This is a genomic window from Prevotella sp. MA2016 (assembly GCF_000619825.1).
In the GTDB taxonomy this organism is placed as follows: domain Bacteria; phylum Bacteroidota; class Bacteroidia; order Bacteroidales; family Bacteroidaceae; genus Prevotella.
In genome coordinates this window covers 259757-279635 of record NZ_JHUW01000006.1, presented here as the reverse complement: position 1 = coordinate 279635, position 19879 = coordinate 259757, and the positions used below count along the sequence as shown (strand labels likewise).

The window sequence follows — 19879 nt, the reverse complement described above, 5'->3', positions numbered from 1 at the left end:
TTAATTATTCTCGTCCAAGTTCTTCAGTGCCACTTCCAGCTCATGCTGCTTCTTAGTAGCAAAGTCTTGATCCACACTGTTGCTGATGCTGCTACACACATTGGCAGCAAACTGCAGACCCTCGCCGATGACGGCATCCCACACATCAACATACACGCCAGCATCCAGCATCTCACGCGTGACACCATATTTCAATAGCCCATACACAAAGCCTGCATTGAAATTATCGCCAGCACCAATAGTGCTTACGGTTTGAGTGTCGGCCACTGGATATTGCTTAGCCAAACCACCCTGAGCCCTAAACTCAATAGGCTCACCACCCTGAGTATAGATAAAGTTCTTGCAATAGAAGTCAATCTGCGACCGATACACACTCTCAGCCCCTCGCTTGTTATACATCACCTCAAAATCATCAGCACTACCACGAATGATGTCGGCCAACTCAAAATTCTCCAAAATATTGGCCGTCACCTTCACCAAGTCGTTGCGATGTGAGGCACGATAGTTCACGTCATAGTAGAGAATAGCTCCCTGCTCGTGAGCATACTGGAGGAATGCCAGCATCTGAGGACGTATCACAGGATTGATGGCATAAAACGAACCAAACATCACCACATCGTTAGCCTTAATATCAGGCGTATTAAATTCTAAGCGATCGTGCGGATGGTCTTTATAAAAGATATACTCTGCATCATTGTTCTCATTCAGGAAGGCCAATGATACTGGCGATTTTGCTTCAGGATACACACTGATGTTAGAGGCATCTACATGATTCTCCTCCAAGAAACTGATAATGTTACGACCTACACGATCGTTGCCCGTCTCACTGATAAAGGTAGTATTAAGTCCGGCGCGCCCCAGCGAGATGAGCCCGTTGAACATAGATCCTCCAGGCACAGCTCCAATGGGCTGATTGTCTCTGAAGATGATATCTAATATGGTTTCTCCTATTCCTATTACTTTTCTCATGTGTTTTGGATTTATCGCTGCAAATATACGAAAAAGAATTGTAACAACGGCACAATGGCACAAAAAAAATCGGCACTGCTTGCGCAATGCCGATCCAAATATATTGCTTACTATTAGTCAGCAACGAGTGTGAAGCGCTGGAAGGCACAGATCTTAAGATCCTTGTCCTGCTTAGCGAGCCACTGAGCAACAGTAGCCTTGTCGCCATCACCGAACTGGAACTCCTGGTCAACCAGGCAGTTCTCCTTCTTGAACTTCTCAACGCGGCCCTTAGCGATACCCTCAATCATAGGCATCTTCAGGTTAGCCTCGCCCTCAACCTTAGCCTCAGCGATGATCTTACGAGCCTCATCAGCCTGCTCCTGTGTGAGCCAGCCCTTAGACATGTTGCTCTCGATGTGATCCTCAGAATCAACGAGGTTGGGGTTCAAACCAGCCTTCTTGAGCTTCATATCAACGAACTTCTGAACCTGCTCGAGCTTAGACTTCTCAACAGCGGTCTTGTACTCCTCGTCGAGAATCTTTGGATCGATGCTCTGAGCGTCGAGAGCTACTGGCTTCATAGCAGCAACCTGCATAGCTACCAGGTGACCCTGCTCAGCAGCTGGCTTGTTGGTCTGTACCATAGTGCACAGGGTGTTCTTACCCATGTGGTTGTAAACCTCAATGTTCTCACCCTCCAGAGTCAGGTAACCATCGAGCTCCATCTTCTCACCAGTGATACCAGAGCGCTGTGTTACAGCGTCCTGAACCTTCTGACCGTCGGCCAGAGTGAGTTCCTTAACAGCCTCAATGTCCTTAGCCTTTGCAGCGATGGCAGCGTCGAGGATGCTCTGAGTAAGAGCAATGAAATCGGCACCGTTAGCTACGAAGTCGGTCTCGCACTTCAAAGCGATCATAGCAGCGAAGCCATCAACGCTCTTAACGAGTACACAACCATTAGAAGTCTCACGGTCGCTACGCTTTGCAGCAATAGCGAGGCCACGCTCACGAAGAAGCTCCTTGGCCTTGTCGAAGTCGCCCTCAGCCTCGGTCAGAGCTTTCTTTACGTCAGCCAGACCAGCGCCAGTCATTGCGCGAAGCTTCTTGATATCATCAATTGAAATAGCCATATTTTAATTCTTCAATTTTTAAATTCTTCAATTCTTATATTACTCAGCAGCAGCCTCTGCCTTTGGCTCAGCGTCCTTGCGAGCCTTGCGTGGAGCACGCTTTGGCTTTGCCTCTTCGCCCTCAGCCTGAGCATCAGCAGCCTTCTCGTCGGCCTTCTCTACCTTACGCTCCTCGATACCCTCGGCGATAGCGGTGCAGCAGGCATTCAGGATAGCCTCTACAGAATCCTTAGCATCGTCGTTAGCAGGGATAACGAAGTCAATATTGTTAGGATCAGAGTTAGTATCAACAATACCGAATACGGGGATACCCAGACGGTTAGCCTCACGAACGGCAATGTTCTCCTTCATTACATCAACAACGAAGAGTGCGCTTGGCAGACGGGTCAGATCAGCGATTGAACCAAGGTTCTTCTCCAGCTTAGCACGCTGACGAGTGATCTGCAGCAGCTCGCGCTTAGAGAGGTTTGAATAGGTTCCATCCTGCATCAGACGGTCGATGTTCGCCATTTTCTTAACGGCCTTACGGATTGTGGGGAAGTTGGTAAGCATACCACCTGGCCAACGCTCAATAACGTATGGCATGTTGATGCTTGTAGCCTTCTCTGCAATCACTTCCTTTGTCTGTTTTTTAGTAGCGACGAACAGGATTTTCTTGCCACTCTTGGCAATCTGCTTCAGGGCCTCAGCGGCCTCGTCAACCTTTGCTACTGTCTTATGCAGGTCGATGATGTGAATACCGTTACGCTCTGTGTAGATGTAAGGAGCCATAGCGGGGTTCCACTTACGCTTCAGGTGACCGAAATGACAGCCAGCCTGCAGCAACTGATCAAAATTTGTTCTTGACATTTTCTTAATGCTTTTAAATTGTTTACTTTCTTTTTAATTCTTTTGTCCAGAATCAGCCCGATGGTAGTCCAAAGGAATCCAGCGGGTTTAGATACTAAACTATCGCTTGGTTGTTCAGCGGGATTAACGCTTACTGAACTGGAAGCGACGACGTGCCTTTGGACGACCTGGCTTCTTACGCTCAACCTCACGGCTATCACGTGTCATGAAACCAGCTACCTTCAGCTTCTTCTTATCCTCTTCGTTGATCTTCACCAAAGCACGAGCAATTGCGAGACGCAGAGCCTGGCTCTGACCAGTGAAACCACCTCCGTCGAGGTTTGCCTTGATATCATACTTCTCAGCTACTTCGAGCAGGTTCAGTGGCTGCTTAACCACGTACTGCAGAATGGCTGATGGGAAATATACCTCTAAATCCTTCTTGTTGATCGTAATCTTACCAGTACCCTCTGTTACGTACACACGGGCTACAGAGCTCTTACGACGACCTATTGCGTTAATTACTTCCATCTTTCCTTATTATTTATACTGGTTAATATCAATAGTCTTTGGCTGCTGAGCGGCATGTGGATGCTCGGTACCCTCATAGATGAAGAGGTTGTTCAGCAGGCTGCGGCCCAGAGGACCCTTTGGCAGCATACCCTTAACGGCATGACGCAGCATCTTGTCAACACCACCGTTCTTCTTGCGAAGCTCAGCAGGAGTATTGAAGCGCTGACCACCAGGATAACCTGTGTAGCGGGTATAAACCTTATCGGTCTCTTTCTTACCAGTGAAAACTACCTTATCGGCGTTGATAAGGATTACATTGTCACCACAGTCAACGTGTGGAGTGAAAGTTGGCTTGTACTTTCCGCGGATCAGCTTAGCTACCTTTGAAGCGAGACGACCAACAACCTGGTCTGTGGCATCGATTACCACCCACTCCTTCTTTGCTGTTTCCTTGTTTACAGAAAGTGTCTTGTAACTCAAAGTGTTCATTTTTAAATTTACTACTAAAAAACAGTTTAACTTATTATATATAATATGTACGCGCATAAACCCACTCCCAGGGTCTAACTCCCGGTTGTCAGTCTAACGTCGCACCCGCTGGGATAATTCCCTAACGGAGATCATTGAAACGCTGATTCACGAACCGCCATGCCCGGCCAAAGACACCGCTATTCACACAACATTTCACGGGGATTCTAAGTTTCTCCCCTAAATCGGTGTGCAAAGGTACTAACTATTTTTATTATATAATGTACGCGCAAAAGAAAAAAGCGTCAAATTTAGACAAATTTAACGCTTTTCTGTATTTTTAAGATTTCTTTCTTAGAAATCCATGTTATCTAACGAGTCGCTGAAATCCTTTGGCTGCTCCTCTTTTGGAGCCTCAGTCTGCTGCTGCTCAGGACGTGGGCGGCGCTCACCATGACGCTCACCGTTGCGACGATCGCCACGGTCGGGACGACGGTCACGACGCTCGCCATTACGCTCTGGGCGCTCACGACGCTCACCACGGGCAGGACGCTCAACATAATCGGCAGGCTTCTCAATCAGTACACGATGAGAGAGTTTGTACTTACCTGTCTTAGGATCAATCTCCAGGAGCTTAACCTGAATGTGGTCACCCTCCTTGATACCTGCCTCTTCAACAGTCTCAAGACGCTTCCAGTCAATCTCTGAGATGTGGAGCAGACCATCCTTACCAGGCATAATCTCAACGAAACATCCGTAAGGCATGATAGAACGAACCACACCGTCGTAAACCTCGCCTACCTCAGGAATAGCTACGATAGCCTTAATCTTACCGATTGCAGCATCGATGCTCTCCTTGTTTGGAGCAGATACCTGAACCTTACCTACACCGTCAACCTCGTCGATAGTGATAGTTGCACCAGTATCCTCCTGCATCTGCTGGATAATCTTACCACCAGGGCCAATCACAGCACCGATGAACTCCTTAGGAATCTCCATCTGAACGATACGAGGAACCTGTGGCTTCATCTCAGCACGTGGCTCGGCGATAGTATCGGTGAGGCACTTCAGGATGTGCTCACGACCAGCCTTTGCCTGCATCAGAGCCTTCTCAAGAATCTCGAAGCTCAGACCGTCGCACTTGATATCCATCTGAGTAGCGGTCAGACCATCCTTTGTACCAGTGGTCTTGAAGTCCATATCACCCAAGTGGTCCTCGTCACCGAGGATATCGCTCAATACAGCATACTTATCTTCACCGGGATTCTTAATCAGTCCCATAGCAATACCCGAAACAGGCTTCTTCATAGGAACACCAGCGTCCATCAGGGCAAGTGTACCAGCACATACGGTAGCCATTGAAGAGGAACCGTTAGACTCGAGAATCTGACTTACCAAACGAACGGTGTAAGGGAAGTCCTCAGGAATCTGGCCCTTCAGTCCACGCCATGCCAGGTGACCATGACCAATCTCACGACGACCAACGCCGCGCTGCGCCTTGGCCTCACCAGTACAGAATGGAGGGAAGTTATAGTGAAGCAGGAAGCGCTGATAGCTCTTGTCGAGCACATCGTCAACCATCTTCTCATCGAGCTTAGTACCCAGAGTACAGGTAGAAAGCGACTGTGTTTCACCACGAGTAAAGATTGAGCTTCCGTGAGGCATTGGCAGAGGTGAAACCTCGCACCAGATAGGACGGATCTCATCAGTCTTACGACCATCGAGACGGATACCCTCATCGAGGATGCAACGGCGCATAGCGTCGCGCTCAACGTCGTGATAGTAACGATCCATCATGGCATACTTCTCCCCGAGCTCATCCTCAGTCAGGTCGGCATGCTCAGCAGCATACTTCTCCTTGAAATCAGCAAGAATCTTCTCGAAGGCATCAGCACGATCCTGCTTTGGCAGAGCCTGTTTGGTAACGTCGTAAGCGGGCTGATACAACTCCTTGTTCATACGCTCACGCAGTTCCTCATCGTTCACCTCGTGGTCGTACTCACGCTTAACATCCTTACCGAGTTCCTTTGAGAGTTCGGTCTGAAGCTCACACATTGGCTTGATAGCAGCCATAGCAGCTTTCAGGGCGCCGATCATATCCTGTTCTGACACCTCCTTCATTTCTCCCTCTACCATCATAATGTTCTCAGCCGAGGCACCAACCATGATGTCCATATCGGCATCCTTCATCTGCTCGAAGGTAGGATCGATAACATACTCACCGTTGATACGGGCTACACGAACCTCACTGATAGGGCACTCGAATGGGATATCCGAGCAAGCCAAAGCAGCTGAAGCAGCAAAACCTGCCAGAGCGTCAGGCTGATCAACACCATCGGCTGAAAGCAGCATTACATTCACAAATACCTCAGCGTGATAGTTCGAAGGGAAGAGTGGACGAAGAACACGGTCCACCAGTCGTGATGTCAGGATTTCGTTGTCGCTGGCTTTGCCTTCGCGCTTGGTAAATCCACCGGGGAAACGTCCGGCAGCACTGTACTGTTCACGATAATCTACCTGCAAAGGCATAAAATCTGTTCCGGGAACTGCATCTTTTGCGGCACAAACAGTGGCGAGCAATACGGTGTTGTTCATACGCAGAACAACAGAGCCGTCAGTCTGTTTTGCCACTTTCCCGGTTTCAATGGTGATGGTACGTCCATCAGCCAATTGAAGGGTTTTTGTAATTACGTTCATCTTGTTTAAAAACATCTAATATATAAAAAACAGCCGCAAAGATACACATAATTATATTAATAAACGAGAAAACTCATTATTTTTTTTAATTTTTCACTATTCAATAATCATTATTCATTAAAAAAACGTATCTTTGCACCCGCAAAACGAAATTCTAATTATAAATATGAAACATATCAGCAAAGCAGCAGCCGTAGCTCTGGCTGCATTATCCGTTGCCTCATGCAACAAGAATCAGTTCACTGTAGAAGGACAGATTGCCGGCGCTAAGGACTCTGTGCTCTACTTTGAGAATGTGAGCCTGGAGGGTATCAACATACTCGACTCTGTAAAACTTAGCGACAATGGTGAATTTTCGTTCAGTCAGGAAGCTAAGACTGCCCCCGACTTCTATCGCTTGCGCATCGCTGACCAGATTATCAACGTGAGCATCGACTCTACCGAAACCGTCCAGGTTAAAGGTCAATATCCCGGTATGGCATCCAACTACACTGTCAGTGGTTCTGAAAACTGCGAAAAGATTCGCGAGCTGGCACTCAAGCAGATCGACTTGCAAGCTAAAGCCATCGCCTTACAAAACAACACAGAGTTAGGAATTATAAAGGCAAACGACAGCATACAAACGCTGATTAATCTATATAAAGAAGAGGTTAAGCGCGACTATATCTACAAGGAGCCTTACAAAGCATACGCTTATTTCGCACTGTTCCAGGCTATTGGCAACTACCTCATCTTCAATCCTCGCAACAACAAGGACGACATCAAGGCCTTTGCAGCTGTTGCCACCAGTTGGGATACCTACTACCCTCATGCTGAGCGCGGACAGAACCTGCACAACATCGCCATCGAGGGTATGAAAAACCAGCGCATCGTAGCTGCTCAGAATACCGACATCCAGATTGAAGCAAGTAAAGTGCAAGAGGCAGGCGTGCTCGACATTGCCCTGCTCGACAACAAAGGCAACGAGCGTCACCTCACCGACCTGAAGGGTCAGGTGGTACTGCTCGACTTCCACGTCTTCGCACTCAAGGATTCTCCTGCACGCATCATTCAACTGCGCGAATTGTATAATAAATATCACGCTCAGGGACTGGAGATCTATCAGGTTAGCCTCGACAGCGACGAGCACTTCTGGAAGCAACAGACAGCCGCCCTGCCTTGGATTAGCGTTCGCGACGAAGACGGTGCTGGTTCACAGCGTCTAGCGCTTTATAATATCCAGGCTGTGCCCGACTTCTTTGTTATCGACCGCGGTAATAACCTGGTTAAGCGAGCTGCTCAGATAGCAGATCTCGAAGCTGAAATCAAGAAACTTTTGTAAAGATAAAAAACCCTTCCAGATTTGGAAGGGTTTTTCTTTTAGTACTTTCGTTTTGGATTCTTGGGGAACCAACCTTTTTCTACACGTTTCTTCTGAGAGAAGAGCTCGCCAATGCCCCACAAGGCCGAAGCGCCGAACACACCTACAACCGAAGAAAGAATGGCATTCTCAATAAACAGAGCCCCTATCATACAACCCAATCCTATAACTAGATACAACACCCAAGGGCGCGTACCCCAATAATATTCTGTCTTAATCACAATAGGATGCCAAATACCTATAGTGAGAAACGTACTGATAGCTATAATTATACCTGTGAAATACATAAACTTACTGTCAATCAATTAAAAACTCTGCAGCCAACCTTTCAACTCAAAAATCATCTGATAATGATAGGCGAAGGTCTCGCGATAGCCCCAGCCATGGCCGCCAGTGGGATAAATATGAATCGAGGCCGGCACGTCGTGCTTATACAGCTGCTGATAATAATTAAAGCCATTAGCTGCAGGCACGGCCTTATCATCGTCGCTCAAAGCCAGGAAGGCACGAGGGGTAGTACGATTCACCTGAAGGTCATTACTAAACTCCATTTCCAATTTCTTATACTCTTTCAGTGCTTTTTTGTCTTCTGGAGCCTTACCCAGAAAATTATCATGCGACCCCTTATGTGTAAATCCAAGATCCATCGTAATGACGGGATAGAAAAGGATCTGGAAGTTAGGAGCGGCATCACCAGTAGCGTGAGTAGCGATAGTGGAAGCCAGATGACCACCTGCCGAGAAGCCCATAATACCCACATCATCAGGATTGATATGCCATTCTGCCGCACGACTGCGCACCATTCTGATAGCAGCCTGAGCATCAGAGATAGGCACCAAACGGTCGCCATGAGGCATACGATACTTGAGCACTATCAGTGCGATGCCCTGCGAATTAAAGAAAGTAGCCCACTGATGCCCCTCATGATCCATAGCCAGATGACTATAACCACCACCAGGACAACACACCACAGCACGACCAGTAGCCTTCTTAGCATCTGGCAGATAGGCCGTCAGTTCAGCCCTGTCAGCCGTGTCAGCACTCGCCACTTCCGGTCCGTTTGGCCAGAGTGGTATTGTTATTCCTTTCTGAGCAAAAGCAGAAATTGAAAGAACCAACGACATCATCGTTAATATTGTTTTTATACACTTCATCGAACTATTTTTTAAAATTTGGCGCAAAGGTAATAAAAAAATCCTATGGATTAGGTAGTTTTTACGGATTTTTATTATCTTTGCAGGCAGTAACTCGAAACTTTACAATAAATTATGAAGAAAATCCTAACTATTACGACTCTCGCGTTGTTGGCATTCTGTGCACAGGCAAAAGTGAAGCTGCCCAACCTGATTGGTGACAACATGATACTTCAACAGCAAACCGACGCACGCCTTTGGGGATGGGCAAAAGCCGGACAGATGGTAAAAGTAACCACTTCGTGGAGCAACGAGACAGTCACTGCCAAAGCCAACAAAAACGGCGAATGGCAGGTAAAGGTTAAGACACCCAAAGCCAGCTACACGCCACTATCCATCACGTTCGACGATGGCGACAAACTCACCATCAGCAACGTACTGGCAGGCGAGGTTTGGGTTTGCGCCGGACAGTCGAATATGGAGATGCCCGTAAAAGGTTTCTGGATGTGTCCAGTCAAGGATTATAACCAGGTGGTGATTGATGCCAAAAACCACCAGGGAGTACGAAGTGTAAAGATACCTAGCGTGATGTCAGCCCGCCCCCTGAACGATGCTCAATGTAAGTGGCGCATATGCTCTCCCAACACTGTTGGCGACTTCTCAGCAACAGGCTATTTCTTTGCCCGCACCATACATCAAGCACTCGACATCCCCATCGGGCTCATCGAGGCCAACAAAGGCGGTTCGCGCGTTGAGAGCTGGCTTACCAAAGAGAATCTTGAGAAATACACCAACGACCCAACCGACTCTGTCGAGATATGCAAAAAGTGGGCGCAGTACGATTATCATCGCTCACTATTATGGGGCAATGGTACATTCAATCCAATCCTGAACTTCACCATCAAGGGCATCCTGTATTACCAGGGTTGTTCGAACGTTGGCGATCCTGGCGACCAATATTCTCAACGTTTAAAGCTGTTAGTAGATCAGTGGCGCAGTCAGTTCGGACTTGGCGAAATACCCTTCTATTTCGTTCAGATAGCACCATATCGCTATGATGACGACAACAATGCCATCAGCGGTGCACTGCTGCGCGAACAGCAGTTCAAGGCCCAGCAAATCATCCCCAACAGTTCCCTGGTATGCATCAACGACCTGGTATATTCCTACGAATACACCCAGATTCATCCCGCTCAAAAACAACAAGTGGGCGAGCGATTGGCTTATACAGCCCTGAATCGCGACTACGGTTTTGAAGGCATCCTCTACAAGAGTTCTAATTACAAGGACATGAATATCAAGGGCGACGCCATCTATATCCATCTTGACAACAATTATCATACCGATGCTCCTTTCGAGGACATCCAGGGATTTGAGATAGCCGGCGAGGACAAGATTTTCCACCCAGCCCAAGCCCAACACTTCTGGCAACCTGGCGGCGGTTACTGGGACGAAGCTATTAAGGTATCATCTCCACAAGTAAAAAAACCTGTAGCCGTGCGCTATTGTTTTAAAAATTTCCAGATAGGCAACGTTAAGAACGGTGCTAATCTGCCATTATTCCCATTCAGAACTGACAACTGGTAAAGCTTATGACAGAACACCCATTAGAAGTATTTCATTTCTGCCCCAAATGCGGCAGTCCTGATTTTGAGATACACAACGCACTGAGTCGCCATTGCGCCAATTGCGGATTCACATTCTATCAAAACCCACGGGCATCAACAGCAGCCTTTATCCTGAACGAAAAAGGAGAACTCTTAGTTGCACGCCGAGGAAAGGAGCCAGCAAAGGGTACGCTTGACCTGCCTGGTGGATTTGTGGACAACGACGAAAATGCTGAACAGGGCATGGTAAGGGAAATCAAGGAAGAAACAGGACTCGACATCAATCCCAATGCCATTGAATATCTGTTCTCTATTCCCAACGTGTATCACTACTCGGGCATGGATATACGCACGCTTGACTTCTTCTTCCTATGCCACACAACAAACGACGCCGTTGTGAAGGCCAACGATGATGCTGCCGAACTGCAGTGGCTTCCGCTACGCGAAGTATATGTAGAGCGCTTCGGACTACGCTCCATCCGTCAGGCAGTGCACCGCTTCTTGGAAAAGAATTGTTAATAAATTAAAAAAACCTCTATATAAATAAGGTGAAAGAAAGTTTTTTGCTTACTTTTGCAGCCCAAAAGAAATATAACGCGACAGAATATGCAAAAGAACTTAGTGATAGTGGAGTCGCCCGCAAAGGCAAAGACTATTGAGAAATTCCTGGGAAAGGACTACAAGGTCATGTCGAGCTACGGACACATCCGTGATTTGAAGAAAAGAGAAATAAGCATCGACGAGAAGACATTGGAGCCAGAATATGAGATACCCGAAGAAAAGGTCAGCCTGGTTGACGACCTGAAAGCAAAGGCCAGCAAAGCTGAAACCGTTTGGTTGGCATCCGATGAGGACCGCGAGGGAGAAGCCATCTCATGGCACCTTTGCGAAGTATTAGGTTTGGACGAACAGAAGACTAACCGTATCGTATTCCACGAGATTACTGAGCCAGCCATTCTTGATGCCATTGAGCACCCACGACATATCAATATGGACCTGGTTAATGCACAGCAAGCCCGCCGTGTGCTCGACCGTCTGGTTGGTTTTAAACTTTCGCCAGTACTTTGGCGCAAAGTAAAGCCAGCACTCTCTGCAGGTCGTGTACAGAGTGTTGCTGTCAGACTTATTGTAGAACGTGAGCGCGAAATTCAGAACTTTAAGAGTGAGCCCTATTATAGTGTCAGCGGCGTGTTTGCCGTTGCCAACCCCGATGGTTCTGCATCTGAGGTAAAGGCACAGCTTAACAAGCGTTTCAGCACAGAAGATGAGGTTATGGAATTCTTAGAGAAGTGCAAGACGGCCACTTTCACAGCCGATACCATCACTAAGAAACCCACCAAGCGCACACCTGCGCCTCCATTCACAACTTCTACTTTACAACAAGAAGCAGCCCGCAAGCTTGGCTTTACAGTAAGTCAGACCATGATGGTAGCCCAGCACTTGTATGAAAGCGGACGTATCACCTATATGCGTACTGACTCTGTAAACCTGTCACAGCTTTGTTTGAATGCCAGCAAAAGCGAAATCACCAACTTATACGGCGAGAACTATAGCAAACTCCGCAAATATCACACCAATTCAAAGGGAGCTCAGGAGGCTCACGAGGCTATCCGTCCGTCATACATGAACATGACCGAGATTGAAGGCAGTGCCCAAGAGCGCAAGCTGTACGATCTCATATGGAAACGAACCATAGCAAGCCAGATGGCCGATGCAGAAATCGAGAAAACCACTATCACCATCAAGAGCGAAGCTATCGACGAAGTATTCACAGCTCAAGGCGAAGTTGTAAAGTTCGACGGATTCCTGAAGATATATCGCGAATCGGTAGACGACGATGAGACAGGGGAAGACTACAGTCATTCACTGCCAGTCATCAAGAAAGGACAGGAGCTTACACGTCGCGAGATTCTCACCACCGAGCGCTTTAGTGCCGGACCTCAGCGTTATACCGAGGCAAGCCTGGTACATAAGATGGAGGAACTTGGAATTGGTCGTCCATCAACCTATGCACCAACCATCTCAACTATCCAACAGCGCGAATATGTGATGAAAGGTGATAAGAAAGGCGAAGAGCGTTTCTACTCTATCTATCAACTGAAGGGTAAGCAGATCACACAGAAGACCCGTAAAGAGATGATTGGTTCAGAACGAGGCAAACTTATACCTACCGATATAGGAACCGTGGTTAACGACTTCCTAATGGAGAACTTCAGTGAAATTATGGACTATAACTTCACTGCCAAGGTTGAGCAGGACTTTGATAAAATTGCCGAAGGCGATGAAAAGTGGAAGGACATGATGAAACAGTTCTACAAGGACTTTGAGCCAACGGTAGAAGAAACCATGAACAGTCGCCAGAAGTTCAAGGCTGGTGAGCGCGAATTGGGCCAAGATCCCAAGACAGGTCGCCCCGTATTTGTTAAGATTGGTCGATTCGGACCTGTAGTACAGATAGGTTCGTCAGAAGATAAGGACAAGCCCCAGTTCGCCCAGCTGCCTAAGGAACTGAGCATGGAGACCATCACGATGGAAGAAGCCATGGAGCTGTTTAAGTTGCCACGCGACCTAGGCGAGTTCGAAGGAAGTCCTGTCAGTGTTGGCGCAGGCCGCTTCGGTCCATATGTCAAGCACGAAAAGATGTTTGCATCGCTGCCCAAAGATGCCGATCCCATGGCAATCACACTTAATGAGGCCATCGCACTCATTCAGGAGAAACGCCGTCAGGAAGCCGCCAAACACATGAAGTTCTTCCTTGAAGATCCGAAGTTGGAAATCATGAACGGTATCTATGGCCCTTACCTGACCTATGATGGTAATAACTACCGTCTGCCCAAGAACCTGCATGAGACAGCAAAAGAACTCACCTATGATGAGTGCATGAAGATTATTGAGCAAGCGAAGAGCGAGGACGGCAACAAGAAAACAGCCAAGAAAGGTTCCCAAAAAGGCGCCGCTCGCAAGACAACAGCAAAGCGTACCACAAAAAAAGTTGAAGAGTAGGCATGAAGCGCATTATCCTGATAGGCTACATGGGAGCCGGGAAAACCACTATCGGTAAGGCTCTTTCAAAGGAGCTCGGTGCTACTTTCTACGACCTCGACTGGTATATAGAAAGTCGTATGCGCAAAACAGTGGCACAGATATTTGCCGAACGTGGCGAAGAGGGATTTCGAAAGATGGAGCACAACATGCTGCACGAAGTGGCAGAGTTTGAGAATGTCATCATCAGCTGTGGCGGCGGCACGCCATGCTTCTTTGACAATATGGACTATCTTAATCAGCAGGGACTGACAGTTTATCTGAAGGCCGATCCTGAGGTCCTGTACAACCATCTGCTAATGGGAAAAGTTGAGCGCCCGCTTATCAAAGGCAAAAGTCCAGAAGAGCTGATAGCTTTCATACGCCAGCAACTTGAAAAGCGAGATCCATTCTACAACAAAGCCAAATATACGCTCGATGTGAGTCTGATGGACAACTACGAGAAAATCAAGATTAGTGTAGATAAAATTAAAGAATTATTAGATTTATAATATATTTATATCCGTTTAGAAAATGAAGAAATGGACGATTGAGGACTCGAAGGAGCTTTACAACATCAATGGTTGGGGCACTTCTTATTTTGGTATCAACGACAAGGGCGATGTTTACGTTACTCCATGCAAGAACAATACACAGATTGACTTGCGTGAAGTGATGGACGAACTGGCCTTACGCGATGTTACGCCCCCAGTACTGCTGCGTTTTCCAGATATTCTTGATAACCGTATCGAGAAAACGTGGAGTTGCTTTAAGAAGGCCTCAGAAGAATATGACTACAAAGGTGAAAACTATGTAGTCTATCCTATCAAAGTGAACCAGATGCAGCCTGTTGTAGAGGAGATCATCTCACATGGACGCAAGTTCAATCTCGGTCTGGAAGCTGGTTCCAAGCCCGAACTGCATGCCGTTATTGCTATGCAGTGCCAGAGCGACTCAATCATCATATGTAATGGTTACAAAGACCAGAGCTATATTGAACTGGCCCTGCTGGCACAGAAAATGGGCAAGCAGATATTCATCGTGGTAGAGAAGATGAACGAGCTTGAGATCATTGCTCGCGAAGCTAAGAAAATGAATATCCGCCCCAACATCGGTATCCGTATCAAACTGGCTTCAAGCGGTTCTGGCAAATGGGAAGAGAGCGGAGGCGATGCCAGTAAGTTTGGACTGACAAGCGCTGAGCTTCTGGAAGCTCTTGACTTCCTGGAAAAGAAGGATCTGCGCGACTGCCTGCGCCTGATACACTTCCACATTGGTAGTCAGATTACTAAGATCCGTCGCATTCAAACAGCACTGCGTGAGGCCTCTCAGTTCTATATTCAGCTCCACAAAATGGGATACAATGTTGACTTTGTGGACTGTGGTGGCGGATTGGGTGTTGACTACGACGGCACCCGCTCACCATCAAGCGAGAGCTCGGTCAACTACTCTATTCAAGAGTATGTCAACGACTGTATATATACCTTCGTAGAGGCTGCCAACAAGAACGATCTTCCCCACCCCAACATCATCACCGAGAGTGGTCGTTCATTAGCAGCTCACCACTCAATACTGGTCATCGACGTGTTGGAGACAGCCTCATTGCCCGAGATGCCCGAAGAGTTCGAGCCCGACGAGAACAGTCACCAGCTGGTAAAAGACCTCTATGAGATCTGGGATAATCTGAGTCCACGCAACGTACTGGAAGACTGGCATGATGCAGAGCAAATCCGCGAAGAGGTACTCGATCTTTTCTCGCATGGTATCGTTGACTTGAAGACACGTGCCGAAGTAGAGGCCATGTATTGGAGTGTATGCCACGAGATACATGCACTAGCCAAGAGTTTGAAGCACATTCCTGAGGAATTGATGAAGATTGACAAGCTACTGGCCGATAAGTATTTCTGCAACTTCTCGCTATTCCAAAGCCTCAGCGACTCATGGGCTATCGACCAGGTGTTCCCCATCATGCCTATTCAGCGTTTGGACGAGCGCCCAACACGCAATGCCACAATACAGGATATCACCTGCGATAGCGATGGTAAGATAACTAATTTCACTACCAATCGCCACAATACCCACTCACTGCCTGTACATACACTCAAGAAGAACGAGCCTTACTATCTAGGCGTGTTCCTTGTAGGTGCATACCAGGAGATCCTAGGCGACATGCACAACTTGTTTGGCGACACCAATGCCGTTCATATCTCTGAGAAAGACGGCAGCTACCATATCGACCAGATCATCGATGGTGAGACCGTAGAAGAGGTACTTGAATATGTTCAATACAACCCCAAGAAACTGGTTCGCCAACTGGAAGTATGGGTAGCCAAGAGCGTAAAGCAAGGAAAGATCAGTCTCGATGAAGGAAAGGAATTCCTGTCGAACTACCGATCCGGACTATATGGCTATACCTATCTAGAATAAATAAAAAACGTAAACAGGAACGACTATGAAGAAACTTAATCTTTGGCTATTGTCAGCCACCTTATTCTGCAGCATGCTGTTCACAGCGTGTACCAATTATGATGCACCTATAGTTACCCCTACTCCAGAACATCAGCGTACTGAGGCCGCTCAAGCACTGATAGATATATGTAACAACAATGCCGAGATTAAGTCACTTCTTGAGCATGCGATAGCCCAAGCGGCCGAGATAAATCCTGACCGCCGCTACAACCCGGCACAGACGCTCAGCGAGTTCTATGATTTCATTGACTGGAATGTACGTCAGTTGCCTTGGGATGTGATGATTCATCAAGCTCCCAGCGACTATGGCCGTTCACTCTACGGACGAACCGACCAAGGAATAGGCTATTTCTGGTTCATCGTCGATCAACCGCTCGACGAACTGCGAGACCGGGGATACTTCTACCCAACAGTAGAGTTCATAGAGCCTTTTGCCTCATGGCTATCAACCTACAGCAACTGCTGGGCCGAGTTCCTAGACACCGAAGCCAGTTGGAACGACACCTATTATAATATGGTGAAAAACGACCCCGAATGGGGTTTAACAGAAGGATGGTATGGCGAAGGAAACCTGTGGCGCACCTACAACGAGTTCTTTTCTCGCAAGTTGGCTTCGCCCGACATGCGCCCCATTGCAGATGCAGATGTGATAGCACCTGCTGACTCATGGCCCAAGCAGACATGGAAGATTGACGACAACAATCAGCTGCTTTACCCACAGGACTTGCAGATAAAGACAGCTAAGATATCAGATATAGCCCAGCTTATTGGCAACGACTCGCAATATAAAGACTCCTTTGCCGGGGGCACACTCACCCATACCTTCCTTGATGTAAACTGCTATCACCGCTACCACGCACCTGTGGATGGTGTGCTTAAAGAGTTACGCAAGATACCTGGTGTATCGGCAGGCGGCGGCTATACACTCTGGGATAACGACGAGAAACTTTACTATTATGTAAACGATCTCGGCTTCCAAATGGTTGAGACACGTGCCTGCGCCATCATCGAAACAGAGAAATATGGCTTGGTGGCCATGCTACCGGTAGGTATGTCACAAATATGTAGCGTCAACTGGATTCCATCCCTCCATGTGGGGCAGCAACTCAAACGTGGCGACGAGATGGGCTTCTTCCAGTTTGGTGGTTCAGATATCGTCATGATATTCCAAAAGGGCATCGATGTGAGTATCATGCATGATGGCGATTTGATACTGATGGGCCAAGCCTATGCAAACCTAAAACGCAACGAATAAAACTATAATACAACTGCTCATGAAACAAGCAATAGCCAATATCTTCAAACTCCTGAACCAAACGGTGACGATGCGCACAACAGCCATTGTGCTCGCAGTAGTTACTGTCATCATGCTCACTGCAGGCATCTGGCAAATGACCTATGTACGTGGCATGGTAGTAGAAGAGGTGAATCGTCAGGCCGGACGTTCAATGGAAAGTGCCATCAAAGTCATCAACAATCGATTATCTAACGTCGAGACAGCCCTGAATACCGCTGCCTCCTATGCCGACATGTTTGCGCCGCATGAGACACTATGCAACACACTAATGCAGCACCTTATTGAGGCAAACAGCGACATTGCTGCTGTGACGTTGCTCTACGAAGAAAACTACTTCGAGAACCACGGACGCTATTTTGCGCCAACCATTTATCGCACCCCCGAAAACACCTTCGAAGAAGACGAGATTGGCGGTCCGGAAAATGATTTCTGCTATCTGGAGACAGATAGTAACTGGATTTACACAAACAAACTTGATACAGGCTACTGGTGCCTACCGTATATTGACTCCATGTCAACCAAGCGTGCCATGGTCACTTACTCCATGCCGCTCCACGATAAGACTGGCCACACCTATGCTGTGCTATGCGCTGACGTGTCGCTCGACTGGGTTCAGAACCTATGCGAGCAAGCCAAACCTTACTCTTATTCAAGTGTCTTTGTAGTAGGCCGCGACTCACAGTATGTGTGTCACCCCGACCAAGACTGGATACAATCAATAAACGTAATAGAACAAGCGCACCAACAGCACGATTCCACATATCTCGACATGACCAGAAATATGCTGACGTGGCAACGAGGCACAGATACTGTCGATATGTCGGGCTTGCTACAGAATGATACTACTCAGTATGATTTCTCCAGTTCCATCGTTTATTACGCCCCTGTCCCCCGAGTGCAATGGTCGGTGTGCTTCACCCTGCCAGAGTATAAGATTCTGGAACAGCCTAACCAATTGCGAGCCTACATGCTCCTTCTTCTAGCCGTTTTGCTGGCAGCTATCACTGGTGCCCTGTTCTATATCATGCGCTGGCAACTTAAACCGCTTGCTCTCTTGTCAGACAAAGCATACGAGATATCTCAAGGTAACTTTGATGTAGCCCTACCCGAGTTTACCTCACACGACGAGATAAGCCGACTACGCGACGCATTCGATGATATGCAGCAATCACTGTCTAAATACATAGAAGAGCTGAAAACCACCACCGCTTCGAAGGCTTCTATCGAGAGTGAATTGCGCGTAGCCAGCGATATCCAGATGTCTATGCTACCCAAGATCTTCCCGCCTTATCCAGATCGTAACGATATCGACATCTATGGCGAGCTGACACCTGCCAAATCGGTTGGTGGCGACTTGTTCGACTTCTATATCCGCGACGAGAAACTGTTCTTCTGTATCGGCGACGTAAGTGGCAAGGGTGTTCCTGCCTCGTTGGTAATGGCAGTAACACGTGCTCAGTTCCGCACCGTTTCGGCCCACGAGGCTGCACCAGACCGCATTATCACCACCATCAACGATGCTATGGCAGAAGGCAACGACTCCAACATGTTTGTAACACTACTAGTAGGTGTGCTCGACCTTCCTACAGGTCGCTTACGCTATAGCAATGCTGGACACGATTCACCACTGCTCGTAAGATTTGAAGAGATTATTCAGGTTGGCGAATTGCCTTGCGATTCAAACATCCCTGTTGGTGTTATGCCTGGATGGAAATTCAGTGCGCAAGAAACGGTGATTAAACCACACACCACTATTTTCCTCTATACCGACGGACTGACCGAAGCAGAAGATTCTCATCACAAACAATTTGGCATGGACCGCATTATGAAACAGATACGTAGCATTCAGGGTAAGGGTGGTTGTGCCCCCCACGCCATCATCGACCAAATGAAACAGGCAGTTCACTCTTTTGTTGGCGATGCTGAACAGAGCGACGACCTCACCTTGCTGGCAGTACAATACAGCAAGCAACAGCTTGACATACGCTACCAGAACCATATCACCCTACCCAACGATGTGCAGACCATACCACAGCTTAACGGCTTCGTTGACGAGGTGTGCGAGGCTGCCGGCTACGATATGAGTACCACGATGAAACTGAACCTGGCCATCGAGGAGGCTGTAGTCAACGTCATGAACTATGCCTACCCCACTGGTGTAACAGGTAATGTAGATATTGATGCCCAGATGAACGACGAGCGCTTAAAGTTCGTCATCAGCGATAGCGGCACACCTTTTGACCCAACAGCCAAAGCCGAGGTTGATACCACCTTAACGGCTGAGGAACGAGGGATTGGCGGACTGGGAATACACCTTATCCGTCAGATTATGGATACCATTAACTATGAGCGCGTGGACGGCAAGAACGTACTCACGCTCCGTAAAAAACTCACTAAATAATTAT

General features: G+C 47.7%; 16 protein-coding genes. 8 read left to right on the top strand and 8 right to left on the bottom strand.

Features of this window, described 5'->3' with window-relative positions:
• From T360_RS0101150 to pnp, 6 genes are all read right to left on the bottom strand, one after another.
• Positions 1-969: a PfkB family carbohydrate kinase gene (locus tag T360_RS0101150; RefSeq protein ID WP_028911158.1), complete on the bottom strand. Its 969-nt coding sequence runs from the start codon at positions 967-969 to the stop codon at positions 1-3.
• A gap of 113 nt (positions 970-1082) precedes the next feature.
• A complete protein-coding gene (gene tsf, locus T360_RS0101145; protein WP_028911157.1) occupies positions 1083-2081 on the bottom strand; it encodes a translation elongation factor Ts in 999 nt (332 codons plus the stop codon).
• A gap of 39 nt (positions 2082-2120) precedes the next feature.
• Positions 2121-2930 carry a 30S ribosomal protein S2 gene (gene rpsB / locus T360_RS0101140; protein ID WP_028911156.1) on the bottom strand — a complete coding sequence of 270 codons (810 nt, stop codon included), beginning with the start codon at positions 2928-2930 and terminating at the stop codon, positions 2121-2123.
• A gap of 123 nt (positions 2931-3053) precedes the next feature.
• On the bottom strand, positions 3054-3440 hold the full coding sequence (rpsI, locus tag T360_RS0101135) for a 30S ribosomal protein S9 (protein WP_028911155.1): 387 nt from the start codon (positions 3438-3440) through the stop codon (positions 3054-3056).
• 9 nt (positions 3441-3449) lie between these two features.
• Positions 3450-3911, bottom strand: a complete 462-nt coding sequence (gene rplM, locus T360_RS0101130) for a 50S ribosomal protein L13 (RefSeq protein ID WP_013063360.1) — start codon at positions 3909-3911, stop codon at positions 3450-3452.
• A 333-nt stretch (positions 3912-4244) separates the two neighbouring features.
• A complete protein-coding gene (pnp, locus tag T360_RS0101125) occupies positions 4245-6587 on the bottom strand; it encodes a polyribonucleotide nucleotidyltransferase (RefSeq protein WP_028911154.1) in 2343 nt (780 codons plus the stop codon).
• Positions 6588-6753: 166 nt separating this feature from the next.
• Here pnp and T360_RS0101120 point away from each other — a divergent pair, with 166 nt between their 5' ends.
• Positions 6754-7908, top strand: a complete 1155-nt coding sequence (locus tag T360_RS0101120) for a TlpA disulfide reductase family protein (RefSeq protein ID WP_028911153.1) — start codon at positions 6754-6756, stop codon at positions 7906-7908.
• Between the two features lie 38 nt (positions 7909-7946).
• Here T360_RS0101120 and T360_RS0101115 read toward each other — a convergent pair whose 3' ends face one another.
• Both T360_RS0101115 and T360_RS0101110 read right to left on the bottom strand, forming a co-directional pair.
• Positions 7947-8234 carry a DUF4491 family protein gene (locus T360_RS0101115; protein WP_028911152.1) on the bottom strand — a complete coding sequence of 96 codons (288 nt, stop codon included), beginning with the start codon at positions 8232-8234 and terminating at the stop codon, positions 7947-7949.
• An 18-nt stretch (positions 8235-8252) separates the two neighbouring features.
• Positions 8253-9101, bottom strand: coding sequence for an alpha/beta hydrolase (locus T360_RS0101110; RefSeq protein WP_028911151.1), 849 nt, complete (start codon positions 9099-9101; stop codon positions 8253-8255).
• Between the two features lie 114 nt (positions 9102-9215).
• Here T360_RS0101110 and T360_RS0101105 point away from each other — a divergent pair, with 114 nt between their 5' ends.
• From T360_RS0101105 to T360_RS0101075, 7 genes are all read left to right on the top strand, one after another.
• The gene (locus T360_RS0101105; RefSeq protein WP_036928424.1) at positions 9216-10667 is read left to right on the top strand and encodes a sialate O-acetylesterase; all 1452 of its coding nucleotides are present in this window, start codon (positions 9216-9218) and stop codon (positions 10665-10667) included.
• A 5-nt stretch (positions 10668-10672) separates the two neighbouring features.
• Positions 10673-11206, top strand: a complete 534-nt coding sequence (locus T360_RS0101100) for an NUDIX domain-containing protein (RefSeq protein WP_028911149.1) — start codon at positions 10673-10675, stop codon at positions 11204-11206.
• An 87-nt stretch (positions 11207-11293) separates the two neighbouring features.
• Positions 11294-13690, top strand: coding sequence for a type I DNA topoisomerase (gene topA / locus T360_RS0101095; RefSeq protein WP_028911148.1), 2397 nt, complete (start codon positions 11294-11296; stop codon positions 13688-13690).
• A 2-nt stretch (positions 13691-13692) separates the two neighbouring features.
• Positions 13693-14220: a shikimate kinase gene (locus tag T360_RS0101090; protein ID WP_028911147.1), complete on the top strand. Its 528-nt coding sequence runs from the start codon at positions 13693-13695 to the stop codon at positions 14218-14220.
• Positions 14221-14242: 22 nt separating this feature from the next.
• Positions 14243-16135, top strand: a complete 1893-nt coding sequence (speA, locus tag T360_RS0101085) for a biosynthetic arginine decarboxylase (protein WP_028911146.1) — start codon at positions 14243-14245, stop codon at positions 16133-16135.
• Between the two features lie 25 nt (positions 16136-16160).
• Positions 16161-17432: a phosphatidylserine decarboxylase gene (locus T360_RS0101080; RefSeq protein WP_081772642.1), complete on the top strand. Its 1272-nt coding sequence runs from the start codon at positions 16161-16163 to the stop codon at positions 17430-17432.
• A 19-nt stretch (positions 17433-17451) separates the two neighbouring features.
• Positions 17452-19875: a SpoIIE family protein phosphatase gene (locus tag T360_RS0101075; protein ID WP_028911144.1), complete on the top strand. Its 2424-nt coding sequence runs from the start codon at positions 17452-17454 to the stop codon at positions 19873-19875.
• Positions 19876-19879 lie beyond the last annotated feature (4 nt).

Coding starts and splice junctions, on each gene's coding strand:
- rpsB (WP_028911156.1), bottom strand. CDS start 2,930: ATGTCAAGAACAAATTTTGATCAGTTGCTGCAGGCTGGCTGTCATTTC.
- T360_RS0101100 (WP_028911149.1), top strand. CDS start 10,673: ATGACAGAACACCCATTAGAAGTATTTCATTTCTGCCCCAAATGCGGC.
- T360_RS0101150 (WP_028911158.1), bottom strand. CDS start 969: ATGAGAAAAGTAATAGGAATAGGAGAAACCATATTAGATATCATCTTC.
- tsf (WP_028911157.1), bottom strand. CDS start 2,081: ATGGCTATTTCAATTGATGATATCAAGAAGCTTCGCGCAATGACTGGC.
- pnp (WP_028911154.1), bottom strand. CDS start 6,587: ATGAACGTAATTACAAAAACCCTTCAATTGGCTGATGGACGTACCATC.
- T360_RS0101110 (WP_028911151.1), bottom strand. CDS start 9,101: ATGAAGTGTATAAAAACAATATTAACGATGATGTCGTTGGTTCTTTCA.
- T360_RS0101115 (WP_028911152.1), bottom strand. CDS start 8,234: ATGTATTTCACAGGTATAATTATAGCTATCAGTACGTTTCTCACTATA.
- speA (WP_028911146.1), top strand. CDS start 14,243: ATGAAGAAATGGACGATTGAGGACTCGAAGGAGCTTTACAACATCAAT.
- T360_RS0101075 (WP_028911144.1), top strand. CDS start 17,452: ATGAAACAAGCAATAGCCAATATCTTCAAACTCCTGAACCAAACGGTG.
- T360_RS0101120 (WP_028911153.1), top strand. CDS start 6,754: ATGAAACATATCAGCAAAGCAGCAGCCGTAGCTCTGGCTGCATTATCC.
- rplM (WP_013063360.1), bottom strand. CDS start 3,911: ATGAACACTTTGAGTTACAAGACACTTTCTGTAAACAAGGAAACAGCA.
- T360_RS0101080 (WP_081772642.1), top strand. CDS start 16,161: ATGAAGAAACTTAATCTTTGGCTATTGTCAGCCACCTTATTCTGCAGC.
- topA (WP_028911148.1), top strand. CDS start 11,294: ATGCAAAAGAACTTAGTGATAGTGGAGTCGCCCGCAAAGGCAAAGACT.
- T360_RS0101105 (WP_036928424.1), top strand. CDS start 9,216: ATGAAGAAAATCCTAACTATTACGACTCTCGCGTTGTTGGCATTCTGT.
- T360_RS0101090 (WP_028911147.1), top strand. CDS start 13,693: ATGAAGCGCATTATCCTGATAGGCTACATGGGAGCCGGGAAAACCACT.
- rpsI (WP_028911155.1), bottom strand. CDS start 3,440: ATGGAAGTAATTAACGCAATAGGTCGTCGTAAGAGCTCTGTAGCCCGT.